The sequence below is a fragment of the Pseudomonas lyxosi genome, from assembly GCF_047758685.1.
Classification (GTDB): Bacteria; Pseudomonadota; Gammaproteobacteria; order Pseudomonadales; family Pseudomonadaceae; genus Aquipseudomonas; species Aquipseudomonas lyxosi.
Genome location: NZ_CP180481.1, coordinates 3,098,022 through 3,110,923 on the forward strand (window position 1 = coordinate 3,098,022; position 12,902 = coordinate 3,110,923).

Annotated in this window: 12 protein-coding genes; 6 read left to right on the forward strand and 6 right to left on the reverse strand. The window is 60.3% G+C overall.

The window, feature by feature from the left end:
* Window positions 1-3 precede the first annotated feature (3 nt).
* A complete protein-coding gene (gene mazG, locus ACMXYI_RS14235; protein ID WP_415773900.1) occupies window positions 4-837 on the forward strand; it encodes a nucleoside triphosphate pyrophosphohydrolase in 834 nt (277 codons plus the stop codon).
* 28 nt (window positions 838-865) lie between these two features.
* The gene (locus ACMXYI_RS14240; RefSeq protein ID WP_033056870.1) at window positions 866-1,408 is read left to right on the forward strand and encodes a DUF2058 domain-containing protein; all 543 of its coding nucleotides are present in this window, start codon (window positions 866-868) and stop codon (window positions 1,406-1,408) included.
* A gap of 70 nt (window positions 1,409-1,478) precedes the next feature.
* On the opposite strand, the gene ACMXYI_RS14245 is transcribed toward ACMXYI_RS14240, so the two are convergent.
* The 6 genes from ACMXYI_RS14245 to ACMXYI_RS14270 form a co-directional block, all read right to left on the reverse strand.
* Window positions 1,479-1,667 carry a hypothetical protein gene (locus ACMXYI_RS14245; protein ID WP_095132420.1) on the reverse strand — a complete coding sequence of 63 codons (189 nt, stop codon included), beginning with the start codon at window positions 1,665-1,667 and terminating at the stop codon, window positions 1,479-1,481.
* Between the two features lie 399 nt (window positions 1,668-2,066).
* Window positions 2,067-3,287, reverse strand: a complete 1,221-nt coding sequence (fabB, locus tag ACMXYI_RS14250) for a beta-ketoacyl-ACP synthase I (protein ID WP_415773667.1) — start codon at window positions 3,285-3,287, stop codon at window positions 2,067-2,069.
* Window positions 3,288-3,298: 11 nt separating this feature from the next.
* Window positions 3,299-3,814 carry a 3-hydroxyacyl-[acyl-carrier-protein] dehydratase FabA gene (gene fabA / locus ACMXYI_RS14255; RefSeq protein WP_008148022.1) on the reverse strand — a complete coding sequence of 172 codons (516 nt, stop codon included), beginning with the start codon at window positions 3,812-3,814 and terminating at the stop codon, window positions 3,299-3,301.
* Window positions 3,815-4,061: 247 nt separating this feature from the next.
* Window positions 4,062-5,963: an ATP-binding protein gene (locus ACMXYI_RS14260; protein WP_415773668.1), complete on the reverse strand. Its 1,902-nt coding sequence runs from the start codon at window positions 5,961-5,963 to the stop codon at window positions 4,062-4,064.
* Window positions 5,960-6,892: an ABC transporter substrate-binding protein gene (locus ACMXYI_RS14265; protein WP_415773669.1), complete on the reverse strand. Its 933-nt coding sequence runs from the start codon at window positions 6,890-6,892 to the stop codon at window positions 5,960-5,962. The genes ACMXYI_RS14260 and ACMXYI_RS14265 overlap by 4 nt, the downstream gene beginning before the upstream one ends.
* Before the next feature lies 1 nt (window position 6,893).
* A complete protein-coding gene (locus ACMXYI_RS14270; RefSeq protein WP_415773670.1) occupies window positions 6,894-9,017 on the reverse strand; it encodes a TonB-dependent receptor plug domain-containing protein in 2,124 nt (707 codons plus the stop codon).
* Between the two features lie 196 nt (window positions 9,018-9,213).
* On the opposite strand from ACMXYI_RS14270, the gene ACMXYI_RS14275 reads away from it, so the two are divergent.
* The 4 genes from ACMXYI_RS14275 to ACMXYI_RS14290 all read left to right on the forward strand — a co-directional run bounded on the left by ACMXYI_RS14275 (window position 9,214) and on the right by ACMXYI_RS14290 (window position 12,901).
* Window positions 9,214-10,239 (forward strand): NAD(P)H-dependent glycerol-3-phosphate dehydrogenase, encoded by a 1,026-nt coding sequence (locus ACMXYI_RS14275; RefSeq protein WP_033056878.1) that lies wholly within the window; start codon window positions 9,214-9,216, stop codon window positions 10,237-10,239.
* Between the two features lie 31 nt (window positions 10,240-10,270).
* Entirely contained in the window at window positions 10,271-10,618 is a 348-nt protein-coding gene (locus ACMXYI_RS14280; protein WP_046046475.1) for a DUF4389 domain-containing protein, read from the forward strand.
* Window positions 10,615-11,067, forward strand: a complete 453-nt coding sequence (gene sixA, locus ACMXYI_RS14285; RefSeq protein ID WP_129437530.1) for a phosphohistidine phosphatase SixA — start codon at window positions 10,615-10,617, stop codon at window positions 11,065-11,067. The genes ACMXYI_RS14280 and sixA overlap by 4 nt, the downstream gene beginning before the upstream one ends.
* 166 nt (window positions 11,068-11,233) lie before the next feature.
* A complete protein-coding gene (locus ACMXYI_RS14290; protein ID WP_415773671.1) occupies window positions 11,234-12,901 on the forward strand; it encodes an AMP-binding protein in 1,668 nt (555 codons plus the stop codon).
* Window position 12,902: the final 1 nt, after the last annotated feature.

Below are 12,902 nucleotides of genomic sequence, written 5' to 3' on the forward strand. Positions count from 1 at the left end.
CCGATGTACAGCCTTGAAGACTTGCTGCACCTGATGAGCCGTCTGCGCGACCCGCAGTTCGGCTGCCCGTGGGACATCAAGCAAACCTACGAAACCATCGTCCCCCACACGCTGGAAGAAGCCTACGAAGTCGCCGACGCCATCGAGCGCGGTGACTTCGATCACTTGCAGGGTGAGTTGGGGGATTTACTGTTCCAGGTGGTTTATTACAGCCAGTTGGCACGGGAAGAAGGGCGCTTCGAATTCGAGGGTGTGGTCGACAGCATCACCCGCAAGTTGATTCGTCGGCATCCTCACGTGTTCCCCACCGGGGATCTTTACGCGCCACTGGATGTTCCGCGACTGAGTGAAGAACAGGTCAAACAGCGCTGGGAAGAGATCAAGGCTGAAGAACGAGCGGAGAAATCTTCGGCGCCCGAACAGCTGTCCTTGCTCGACGACGTACCCGCAGCACTGCCGGCATTGTCCCGTTCGGCGAAGTTGCAGAAGCGTGCAGGGCAGGTCGGTTTCGACTGGCCTGACGCCTTGCCGGTGCTCGACAAAGTGCGCGAAGAGCTCGATGAAGTGCTCGAAGCCATGGCCGACAATGACTCGGCAGCGATTGCCGATGAAGTCGGTGATCTGTTGTTTTCCGTGGTCAATCTGGCGCGTCATCTCAAGGTTGATCCCGAAACTGCACTGCGTGGCGCCAACAGCAAGTTCGAAAGACGCTTCCGTTTTATCGAACAGGCATTGCGCGACACCCACCGTCCCATAGAAGATTGCACCCTCGAAGAGTTGGACGCCTTGTGGGGCGAAGCCAAACGTCAGGAAAAGAATTTGCCCAGCTGCGGTTGAGCAGTTGCCTAAGTGAGTAATAAGCACCATGAGCATTTCCCTTCGCGACCAGTTGCTCAAAGCAGGGCTGGTCAACCAGAAGCAGGCCAAACAGGTCGGCAAAGAGAAGCAGAAACAGCAGCGTCTGGCCCACAAAGGTCAGATCGAACTTGATGACTCGCAGCAGCGGGCGGCTCAGGAAGCCATGGCCGAGAAGGTCAAGCGCGATCAGGAGCTGAACCGACAGCAACAGGAGAAGGCCGAGGCCAAGGCTCGCGCTGCTCAGGTCAAACAGTTGATCGAAGTCTCGCGTCTGCCGAAGCTGACGACTGAGGACTACTACAACTTCGTCGACGACAAGAAGGTCAAGCGCATCTCCGTCAACACGCTGATGCGTAACAAGCTCAGCAGCGGTTCGCTGGCCATCGTGCACCACGCCGGCGGTTATGAAGTGATCCCGCGTGAGGCGGCCCTGAAGATCCAGGAGCGCGATCCACAGCGCATCGTGCAGCTGAATGTGAAGACCGAAGAAGTCGCTGTCGAAGACGATCCGTACGCGGCCTATCAGATCCCGGACGATCTGATGTGGTAAGCCGTTAAAGACTGCAACAACGACAAACCCCGCTCATGGCGGGGTTTGTCGTTTTCAATGCTGTCATTGCTTATGCGGATTGGAGCTCTCGTTGCTGCTCCAGTTTTTCCAGTTCGGCCTTGTAGCTGTGGGCATCGGTTTCGGAGTGGAACATCCCCACCAGCATGTCTTGTTGGTGCACGTCCCAGATCCGGATACCGGCGGCTACGCCTTCGTGGGACTTATGTGAATCGTCGCGTTCAGTTACTTTTACAGTCATCTGCTAGCTCCAATCTCTGTTATCTGCAGCAAGGCGTGTGCAGGACTCCGTTATATGTTTGGTTAGCCTGCTAAGTAAACGACTGAGTTTGGTAACGGACTTTTGCGAGTTTGGTAAAAGTCCTGCAGCCCGCCAAGCACGCGACATTCGGTCGCAGGGCGTTGAGTTTCATGACAAAAGCTTCATGTTCGCATTGAAGAAAGCCCGGCTTGAAGGTGACCAAAATCCCCTGTGGGAGCGAGCTTGCTCGCGATGGCGGTGTATCAGACAAACAATGATGTCGACTGACACTCCCTCATCGCGAGCAAGCTCGCTCCCACAGGTTTTTGCGTTTTCCAGGCACAAAAAAACGCCCCGAACCAGTCGGGGCGTTTTTATGTGCAGCGTAGTGGCGGTGTATTACTTACCGGCCCAGCGCTTCAGTACCAGCGTAGCGTTGGTACCACCGAAGCCGAAGCTGTTGCTCATCACGGTGTTGATGGTGGCGTTTTCACGAGTCTTGGTCAGGATCGGCATGTCAGCCACTTCCGGGTCCAGTTCGTCGATGTTGGCGGAACCCGCCATGAAGTTGCCTTCCATCATCAGCATGCAGTAGATCGCTTCGTGAACGCCGGCGGCGCCCAGGGAGTGACCTGACAGGCTCTTGGTGGAGCTGATGGCCGGAGCCTTGTCGCCGAACAGTTCACGCACACCTTTCATTTCCATGACGTCGCCGACCGGAGTCGAGGTGCCATGGGTGTTCAGGTAGTCGATTGGAGCGTCAACGGTGGACATGGCCATCTGCATGCAGCGGATGGCGCCTTCGCCGCTTGGGGCGACCATGTCGTAGCCGTCGGAGGTCGCGCCGTAGCCAACGATTTCCGCATAGATCTTCGCGCCGCGGGCCAGAGCGTGTTCCAGCTCTTCGACCACGACCATGCCGCCACCGCCGGCGATGACGAAACCGTCACGCTTGGCGTCGTAGGCACGGGAAGCTTTTTCCGGGGTCTCGTTGTACTGGCTGGACAGTGCGCCCATGGCGTCGAACAGGAACGATTGGCTCCAGTGTTCTTCTTCACCACCGCCGGCGAACACGATGTCCTGCTTGCCCATCTGGATCTGTTCCATGGCGGTACCGATGCAGTGAGCACTGGTGGCACAGGCAGAAGCGATGGAGTAGTTCAGGCCCTTGATCTTGAACGGCGTGGCCAGGCAAGCGGAAACGGTGCTGCTCATGGTCCGCGTGACGCGGTATGGGCCGACGCGCTTGACGCCTTTCTCGCGCAGGATGTCCAGCGCTTCCATCTGGTTCAGCGTGGAGGCGCCACCGGAACCGGCAATCAGGCCGGTACGCGGGTTGGAGACTTGCTCATCGGTCAGACCAGAGTCGGCGATGGCGTCTTTCATGGCCAGGTAGGCGTAAGCCGCCGCGTGGCCGACGAAGCGAAAGATCTTGCGATCGATCAGCTCTTCGAGGGGAAGGTCAATGGAGCCGGAAACCTGGCTACGCAGACCCATTTCGGCATATTCCGGGTTGAACCGGATGCCAGGGCGGCTTGCACGCAGGTTAGCGGAGACGGTCTCTTTGTCATTGCCCAGGCACGAAACGATGCCCAGACCAGTGATAACGACGCGGCGCATGCGGATAACCCTTAGAAGTTGTCAGTGGAGGTGAAAACGCCGACCCGAAGGCCTTCGGCGGTGTAGATCTCGCGGCCGTCGACGCTGACCGAACCATCGGCGATGGCCAGGTTCAGCTTGCCCTTCAGTACGCGCTTGATCTGAATGTTATAGGTCACTTTCTTGGCGGTCGGCAGAACCTGACCGAAGAATTTCACTTCGCCCGAACCCAGGGCGCGACCGCGGCCCGGCAGACCTTGCCAGCCGAGGAAGAAGCCGACCAGTTGCCACATGGCGTCGAGGCCCAGGCAGCCTGGCATCACCGGATCACCTTCGAAGTGGCAGGCGAAGAACCACAGGTCCGGAGTGATATCCAGCTCGGCGACCAATTCACCCTTGCCGTACTTGCCACCCTCGGCGCTGATATGGGTGATGCGATCCACCATCAACATGTTCGGGGCGGGCAGTTGTGCGTTACCTGGGCCGAACAGCTCACCGCGACTGCAGCGCAGCAGGTCTTCCCGAGTAAAGGCGTTTTGTTGGGTCATGCGAGCTCCTCAATAATCCCATGCGGCAGGTGGGGCAAATCTTCCCGGCCGATCGAAGCGTTCATGCCTCGAGTCAGCAGCCTACTCATAGACTATTGCGTTGTGGTGAAAGTCACAGCACCAAGGACATGAATGTACACTTGTGCACTGAAATTATTATTCAAGCCCCTTTTCGGGCCTGTTCGGGTGCCTAAGACTGCCGCACTTTCGCCTTCCGCGCCAGTCGCAGATAGCCGAAAGGCCTGCACTACTGCACCCAGCGCTGCAGAATTTGCTGCAAATCTGTGCGTTTGAAGGGCTTGGCCAGGTAATCGTTCATTCCCGCCGATAAACAGGCTTCGCGGTCACCCTGCAAGGCGTTGGCGGTCAGCGCGATGATCGGCAAGTCTGTGCAGCCGGGTAATTGGCGAATCTGTCGGGTAGCCTCGTAGCCGTCGATGATCGGTAGCCGGCAGTCCATCAGAATGGCTTCGAAAATCAGACTCTCCGCACTGCGCACTGCCTGCGCGCCATCGGTGACGACGCTGACAGTAAAGCCCAGACTGCGCAACATTGCTTCGATGACCGTCTGATTGACCGGATTGTCTTCCACCAGCAACACGTTGCGCCCTTCGCCATCACCGTTGCCGGTCGGTGTGCGTGGCGCCAGCACGGGCAGCGTCTGTTTATAGAGCGCCAGCGGGATTTCCAGGGTGAACACCGAGCCGCGACCTTCCTCGCTCTGGGCGCGCAACGTGCCGCCCATGCGTTCAGCCAGCGTGCGCGCAATCGGCAGGCCCAGCCCGGTGCCACCGTATCGCCTCGAAATAGAACTGTCGGCCTGCTGGAAGGCGTTGAACATCAATTCCAGGCTTTCAGCCGAGATACCAATCCCGCTGTCGCGCACGGTGCAGGTGAACCACAGCAGTTCGTGATCCAGCGACTGCCATTGCGGTTCGATGCTGACGCGGCCTTGTTCGGTGAATTTCAGCGCATTGCCGATCAGGTTGACCAGGATCTGCCGGATCCGCGTCGGGTCGCCCTGCACCTGCAGCGCGCGCATGTCGTCCGGAATCGACAGCGCCAGGTCGAGCCCGCGTTGCACGGCGCCGTGCGAGAACGACTGGGCGCAACTGCCGATCAGGTCCGCGAGGTTGAACGGAATGTGCTCCAGCTCCAGTTCCGATCGCTCGATGCGCGAGAAATCCAGAATGTCGTTGATGACTTTGAGCAGGTGTTCGGTGGACTCCGAAGCGAGCGCCGCGTATTCGACCTGCTCCTCGGTCATCTCGGTGGTTTCCAGCAATTGCAGCATGCCCAGCACGCCATTCATCGGCGTGCGCAGTTCGTGGCTCATCATCGCGAGGAAATCGGATTTGGCGTTGTTGGCCTTTTCCGCTTCCTCGCGAGTCTGAATCAACTGCGCCATCGCTTGATGCTGTTCGCGACTGGCTTGTTCGAGTCCGTTGGCGAGGTTGTTGATGTGTTGCGACAGTGCGCCCAGTTCAGTGTCGTCGACGATCGGCAGCGGCGTTTTGTAGTCGCCGTCCTGAATCGCCTTGACCGCGTTGCCGATGTCGCGGATCGGTTGCGACAGGCTGCCGGCCAGTCGCCGGGCGACCAGAAAAGTAAACAGCAGGGCGAACAGCGCCAGGATCCCGGCCTTGAGCAGAATTTCCTGCTGACGCTGGCTGAAGGCGTCATTGGACAGGCCGACGATCACCCGACCCAGATAATCCTCGGAGGGCGCTGTGTTGGCGACGCGGCTGCCCTGCAGGAAATCATTGTGCAACTGGATTCGTTGCAGCCGCACCGGGGCCTGGAACACTTCGACCTGATGCGAGCGGTTGTGGGTTTCCGATGGTTGCTCGACGTACACCAGAATCCGGTTGGCGCTGTCCTGGACTTCCAGAAAGCGCACATTGGGCGTGGCCAGGGTGGCCTTGAGCAAACTGTCGAGTACCTCGTTGTTGCCCGAGATCACCCCGTATTCGGTGGCCGGCGCCAGTTGGTTGGCGATCAGTTGCCCAGTGTGATTGAGCTCCTGACGCAGGTCCTGGATTCGCACGAATGTGAAGAAGCTGATCAACAGCAACGTCAGCAACAGGGCAGGGCCGAGGCTGATGATTTGCGTGCGGGTGTTGATGTCCCAACGGCGACGGAAGGTCATGGGCGATTTTCTCCTTCGGCCAACTGTGTTGCGACAGACGCTTCGTTCATCTGTTCAATCCCTAATGAACGAGCCACTTGCGGGTTGCTTAAGACTTTGAAGCGTTGCGGGTAGTGCGTGCGTGGCCATGTGGCCGGTGGCCGGTCGAGCAGTTCGTCGAGCATCGCCAGCCAATCGCTCTGATCGCTGTAGGTGCTGGCCAGGCTCCCGGCCCTGACGAAGCCGGCGTTAGGGCCGATCAGCGCCAATTGCCGTGCATAGCTGCTGAGCAACAGGTTTTTCGCGGTTTTCGGGTTGTACAAATCGGGGTCGTCGAGGCCAAGCAACACGTCGCTGTTTTTCAGCAACGCCTGCAAAGGCCGGCTGTCGTTCGTGTTCTCCCAGCGCTCGGTGACCACTTCAAGGCCCAGGGAGTGGGCGGCCTGATGCAGTTCTTTCAAGAGAAATTCGCTGTGGCTGTCGAAGAGCACGCCGACCCGTTTGGCCTGCGGCAGCAGCAGTCGGGTCAGGCGCAATTGTCGATCCAGGGGCGGATCGCTCCAGAGCAGGCTGAGGCGCGGGGGCAGGGTGGCCCCCAGATGCTGACGGGCTTGCAGGCGGCTGATGCGCAGCACCAGCGTCGCCGGCCCCTGGGTGTCTTGCAGGCGCCAGTCGAGGCTCGGCAGGTCGAGCAGAATCAAACGGGTGCCGGCGGGCAGTTTGCCTGGCGCCGGCAGACTGGCCAGTGGCTGGAAGTGCACGTTATCGGCAGGCCGCAACGCGCTCAGGGCCTGGGTGAAGGATTGCATGCCCGGGCTGTCCTCGGCGCCGGTCAGCAAAATGTCCGCGGCGCTGGCCGCCAGGCTGCTCAGCAGTCCGGCAAACACCAGGCACAACCCGGCCAGCAGGCGGCCAAGGATTGGCGTCTTGCGTGACGGGCTATACAGCATCTTAGAACGCCAGCTCTGCGCTGAAGTAAAGCACCCGGCGCTCGTCGTAGTTGTTGTCGACGAAGGTTGTTGGCTGGCTGTCGAGGCGTTGCTGGAGCACGCCGGCCAGTTCCAGGCTGGCCTTGCCCAGGCCGATGCGTTTGGCGATGCGCGTGTCGACCCGTTCGAAGCGGTAGCCGTTCAGGGCATCGTCACCATAGTAGAAGAGCGCGCTGTTCCAGCCATGGCCCCAGTTGCGCAACCAACCGGCGGAACCGCTGTTTCGGGCAGTCTGTTGCGCATCCTGCGGGTTGCTCGCCTCGGCGTCGACGTAGGCATAGGTCAGGCGCAGGCGATCGGCGCTGCTGATTCTCCAGTCGAGCTGGGTTTCTGCCCCGGAGAAGCGCGCGCTGTTTGAGTTGCTGGCGATGTACTGATTGTTGCGCAGCGGTTCGCTGATCATCCCGGTGATTTCGTCGTAGAACAGCTTCACATCGACCGCCAGTCCCACTTCGGCAAAGTAGCCGTTGTAGCCCAGTTCCCGGGAGCGCATGTGTTCCTGTTCGAGGTCGCCGGGTCCACGGGTCTTGACGAAATAACGGGCACTGGACTGGCCATAGGCACTGGGCCGCAGGTTGGTGACCCGGTAACTCCAGTTGACGTTGTTCTCGAACATGTCCGGCGAGCGGATGGCTTCCGAGTACACCGCCCGCAGGCCGTGGCGCGGGTTGATCAGGTAGTTGACGGCCACCCGGGGGGTGAGCGAACTGCCGATCAATTGCGTGTCTTCGAACATCGCACCGCCCTGCAGCAACCAATGTTCGGTGGCGCGCCACTCGAGCTGGCCGAACGCCCGCCAGGTGGTGTCGTCGAGGGTGCCATTGAAGTAGGTCTCGGAATCTGCCCGGTCGTAACGATAATTCATGCCGCTGACCAGCCGCAGACTATCGGACAAGCTGAGGGTGTCTTGCAATTCAAGGTCGTAGCGCGATTCCCGGGTGCTCTGGTCAATATCGCCACAGAGGGTTTGCCGGGCGCCGTTTCGCCATTGGTCCAGCACCTGATTGGCCAGTGCGCGCTGGGCCGGGTCACCTGCGGGCGCGCCGGGGCCGGTGTAGCGCTCCATGTTGCGCGCCAGGCGCTCGGTGTAATTCGGGTTGAGTTGCCAGAGCTCGGTCAACTGCGGGCTGAACGAAACTTCGGCATCGCAGGCACGCCAGGTCTGCTGACGATCCCAGTGTTGCGCCGAGCCTTGGATGTAAAGGCTGTGATCGGGATTGATGTCGAGGTTCCAGCGCAGCGAGCCGGCGTAATCCTTGGCGATGACGTCGGAATTGTTCCCGGCAGCGGTAATCCCCGAGAAGACCGGGCGGTAGGTATACGGGCGCTGGTTGCTCCCGTCCTTGGCATTCAATTGCCAGTCGATACTCTGGTTTTCAGTGAGCGTCTGGCTGACGGCGAGGTTGAAGCGGTTCAAGCGGCGGCTGTCGCGGTAGTCGGCGCCATTGCGGTCCGAGTCGAAGCCGTCGTCTTGCTGGCCGGACAGTGACAGGCGCAGGTCGCCGCCGTCCCAGCCCACGCCCTGGCTGGCGTAAAAGTCGTCGATGCCGCGCTGCCCACGGGTGACTTTCATCCGCGTGCCGTGGCTGTCGGCCGGGTTGCGCGTAATGATGTTGACCACCGCCATCAGCGCATTGGCGCCATAGCTGACGGTGTTCGGGCCGCGAAAAACTTCGATGCGCTCGATGTCCTCCATGGCCACCGGAATGTCACTCCAGTCCACCGTGGACAGGCCTGCGCGGTACACCGAACGGCCGTCGATCAAGACTTGCATGCGTCGCGCTTCGGTCGCATTGGTGCCGTGATAGTTCACCGCCGCCTGGTTGCCGTTGATGTTGCCGACCATCATTCCCGGCACCAGCCGCAGCAACTCACTGATGTCCCGGGCGCCACTGGCGTTGATCAGTTCGCTGTCGATCACCGTCATGCTCCCCGGTACCGCGGCCGGCGACTGCTTGAGCCGCGTCGCGGTCAATACTTGCGGCAGCGGCTCGCTGTCGAGGAACAAGTCGTCGGCAAGCAATGGCGAGCTGAAAATCAGCGCCAGAACCAGCGGCGAGCGAGGCGAAGGGGAGCCAAACGACACAACACATCCTTGATAGCGAACAATTGGCGCGCATGTTAACCGAGCGCAATGACTTTTCCAGTCACGTTGTGGGCATTTTCCTCGGTTTTCTTGGTCTTCTTCCTACAAGTGCCGGTAATTGATGCGGGGGCTGGCCGCCACTGGGCCGCTCCGTATAATGCCGTCATCGCCACTGGTATGGATTAACGGATTGCATATGACTGAACAGCGCCCAATTGCGGTCCTGGGAGGCGGAAGTTTTGGTACCGCCGTGGCTAATCTGCTGGCCGAGAACGGGCATCAGGTCCGGCTGTGGATGCGTGACCCCGAGCAGGCCGAGGCCATTCGGGTCAATCGCGAGAACCCGCGTTACCTCAAAGGCATCAAGATTCTGCCGGCCGTGGAAGCGGTCACCGACCTGCTGGCCACTCTGCAAGCCTGCGACCTGTGCTTCGTCGCACTGCCGTCCAGCGCGCTGCGCTCGGTATTGATGCCGCACGCCGAACGTTTGACCGGCAAATTGTTGGTGAGCCTGACCAAAGGCATCGAAGCCCACACCTTCAAACTGATGAGCGAAATCCTCGAAGAGATCGCCCCGCAAGCGCGCATCGGCGTGCTGTCCGGGCCGAACCTGGCCCGTGAAATCGCCGAACACGCGCTGACCGCCACGGTGGTCGCCAGCGAAGATGAAGAGCTGTGCCAGCGAGTTCAAGAAGCGCTGCATGGCCGGACCTTTCGCGTGTACGCCAGCGCCGACCGCTTCGGCGTGGAGTTGGGCGGCGCGCTGAAAAACGTTTACGCGATCATCGCCGGCATGGCGGTGGCGCTGGGCATGGGTGAAAACACCAAGAGCATGTTGATCACCCGGGCGCTGGCGGAAATGACTCGCTTTGCGGTGAATCAGGGCGCCAACCCGATGACCTTCCTCGGTTTGGCGGGCGTCGGCGATTTGATCGTCACCTGCTCGTCGCCAAAAAGCCGTAACTACCAGGTTGGGTTCGCCCTCGGCCAGGGCTTGAGCCTGGAAGATGCCGTGACGCGCCTGGGCGAAGTCGCCGAAGGGGTGAACACCCTCAAGGTGCTCAAGACCAAGGCTCAGGAGGTGGGCGTGTACATGCCGCTGGTCGCCGGGCTGCATGCCATTCTGTTCGAAGGGCGCACGCTGGAGCAGGTAATCGGTCTATTGATGCGTGCCGAGCCGAAAACCGACGTCGACTTTATTTCCACCAGCGGTTTCAACTGAGCACTCAATTGACAGGGGCAGGGAGCGAGACATGAACGATCCGAAAACAGAAGCCAAGTACGAATCCATCCTGCTGCGCGTGTTGTGGATGATCGTCTATGTGCTGGTCTGGCAAGTGGCGCAGTTCATCCTTGGCGCCGTGGTGCTGGTGCAGTTGATCTATCGTTTGATATATGGCGCCCCGAGCGCCAGCCTGATGAACTTCGGCGACAGCCTGAGCCAGTTCCTGGCGCAGATCGGTCGTTTCGGCAGCTTTCACAGCGACCAGAAACCGTGGCCGTTCGCCGACTGGCCGACGCCGCGTACACCGGAAGGTGAAGCACCGCACGCTGTGGCGCCGGCACCACACCCGGCCCGAGATGAGGAGCCAAAGCTATGAAACTCTGGATACTGCGTCATGGTGAAGCCGAGCCACACGGCAAGCGTCCTGATTCGGAACGGGCACTGACTGCCCATGGTCGTGAAGAAGTGCTGCGCACTGCCGCCGAGTTGGCCGGCAAGCCGCTGACTGCGATCTATGCCAGTCCTTACCTGCGAGCGCAGGAGACCGCAGAAATTGTGCGTACAGCGCTGAATTTCGCACCGGAGATTCGCACCGTCGACTGGTTGACCCCCGACAACCGCCCGCAAGCGGTGGCGGAACAGTTGGTGTCTGTGGATCACGCGCTGCTGGTCAGTCATAACCCGCTGGTGGGTAACTTGCTGGGTTACCTTCAGCATGGACATGTGCAGGACCCGGAAGCGGTCCGCACCGCCGGCCTTGCAGAACTTGAAGGTGATTTGCCACTGGCCGGCGCAATGAAGCTCAAGGGCATCAAGCACCCCTAAAAGCAAAAGATCGCAGCCTTCGGCAGCTCCTACATGGAGTGTGTACACCTGTAGGAGCTGCCGAAGGCTGCGATCTTTTGATCTTGTTTTTGCCGACAAATAATTAACCAAGCAACTGCTTGGTTGACTACGCTTGCTCCAGACCAAAAACAAAGGAGCGAGTCGCATGCCTGCTGCTTTCCGTTTGCCGCTGGACGTCTTTTACGAGCGTGAGGCCCGTCATCCCCGCCAGCGCTTTCTGGTCCAGCCCGTGGGCGGCGGACAGGTCGAGACCCTGACTTGGGCCGACGTCGGGCATCAGGCCCGTTGCGCCGCGCATTGGTTGCGTGCGCGCGAATTGCCCCAAGGCAGCCACATCGCCCTGATCTCGAAAAACTGCGCGCACTGGATCATCGCCGACCTGGCGATCTGGATGGCCGGCCATGTGTCGGTGCCGCTCTACCCGAACCTCACCGCCGAAACGGTGGCCCAGGTCCTTGAACATTCCGAAGCGGCGCTGGCGTTCATCGGCAAACTTGATGACTGGCCAGGCATGTCTCGCGGGGTCAGCCCCGATCTGCCGACGATCAGCCTGCCGTTGCATCCACCTGGTACTTTCGATTTCAGCTGGGCCGACCTGCAAAAGAGCTCACCGATCCAGGACGATCCCAAGCCGTCCGCCGACCAGTTGGCGACCATCATTTACACCTCCGGCACCACCGGCATGCCCAAAGGCGTGATGCACAGCTTCGCCAATCTTGGGTTTGCCACCACTCGCGGCACGCAGTTGTTTGGTTTGAATGAGTCGGATCGGCTGCTGTCCTACCTGCCGCTGTGCCATGTCGCCGAGCGGATGTTCGTCGAGCTGGCGTCGATCTACACCGGGCAAACGGTGTTTTTTGCCGAGAACCTCGACACCTTCCTGACCGATTTGCGCCGCGCACGTCCGACCGCGCTGTTCGGTGTGCCAAGGATCTGGACCAAATTCCAGATGGGTGTGTACAGCAAGATCCCGGCAAAGCGCCTCGACTTCCTGCTCGGTCTGCCGATCATCGGCAAGCGAGTCGGGCACAAAGTGCTTGTCGGGCTCGGGTTGGATGCCTTGCGCATCGCCTTGTCCGGCGCCGCACCAGTGCCGCAGACGTTGCTGCTGTGGTACCGCAAACTGGGGCTGGATGTGCTGGAGGTCTACGGCATGACTGAAAGCTGCGGCTATTCGCACATTTGTCTGCCAGGCCAGAACAAACCTGGCTGGATCGGCAAGCCCTGCCCGGAGGTCGAGGTGCGGATCGCCGAGTCGGGCGAGGTCATGGTGCGCAGCAGTGCGACCATGCTGGGGTATTTCAAGGAGCCTGTGAAAACCGCCGAAACCATCACCGAGGACGGCTTCCTGCGCACTGGCGATAAGGGCGAGCAAGACGCCGATGGCAACCTGCGCCTGACCGGGCGACTGAAGGAAATATTCAAGACCAGCAAAGGCAAATACGTCGCCCCGGCGCCGATCGAGAATCGTCTGGCGGAGCATTCGCGCATCGAGCAGGTTTGCGTGGTGGGTGATGGCCTGAGTGCGCCGCTGGGTTTATGCGTGCTCTCGGCAGTCGGTCAGCAGGACGCCAGCGGAACGGCGAGGGCGGGCCTGCATTCAAGCCTGGAAAAACTCCTGGAGGAGGTCAACGGCGTCCTCGACAAACACGAGCGCTTGCGTCGATTGGTGGTGGTCAAGGACAGTTGGGCGGTGGAAAACGGCTTCCTGACGCCGACCCTGAAGATCAAGCGCAACGTGATCGAAGCCGCCTACGGTGCCCGTTTCGAAGAATGGAGCGAGCGCAGCGAAGCGGTGCTGTGGCAGGATTGAG

Bases quoted from the DNA above. Each gene is read 5' to 3' on its own strand.
- mazG (WP_415773900.1), top strand. From the start codon at position 4: ATGTACAGCCTTGAAGACTTGCTGCACCTGATGAGCCGTCTGCGCGAC.
- ACMXYI_RS14240 (WP_033056870.1), top strand. From the start codon at position 866: ATGAGCATTTCCCTTCGCGACCAGTTGCTCAAAGCAGGGCTGGTCAAC.
- ACMXYI_RS14245 (WP_095132420.1), bottom strand. From the start codon at position 1,667: ATGACTGTAAAAGTAACTGAACGCGACGATTCACATAAGTCCCACGAA.
- fabB (WP_415773667.1), bottom strand. From the start codon at position 3,287: ATGCGCCGCGTCGTTATCACTGGTCTGGGCATCGTTTCGTGCCTGGGC.
- fabA (WP_008148022.1), bottom strand. From the start codon at position 3,814: ATGACCCAACAAAACGCCTTTACTCGGGAAGACCTGCTGCGCTGCAGT.
- ACMXYI_RS14260 (WP_415773668.1), bottom strand. From the start codon at position 5,963: ATGACCTTCCGTCGCCGTTGGGACATCAACACCCGCACGCAAATCATC.
- ACMXYI_RS14265 (WP_415773669.1), bottom strand. From the start codon at position 6,892: ATGCTGTATAGCCCGTCACGCAAGACGCCAATCCTTGGCCGCCTGCTG.
- ACMXYI_RS14275 (WP_033056878.1), top strand. From the start codon at position 9,214: ATGACTGAACAGCGCCCAATTGCGGTCCTGGGAGGCGGAAGTTTTGGT.
- ACMXYI_RS14280 (WP_046046475.1), top strand. From the start codon at position 10,271: ATGAACGATCCGAAAACAGAAGCCAAGTACGAATCCATCCTGCTGCGC.
- sixA (WP_129437530.1), top strand. From the start codon at position 10,615: ATGAAACTCTGGATACTGCGTCATGGTGAAGCCGAGCCACACGGCAAG.
- ACMXYI_RS14290 (WP_415773671.1), top strand. From the start codon at position 11,234: ATGCCTGCTGCTTTCCGTTTGCCGCTGGACGTCTTTTACGAGCGTGAG.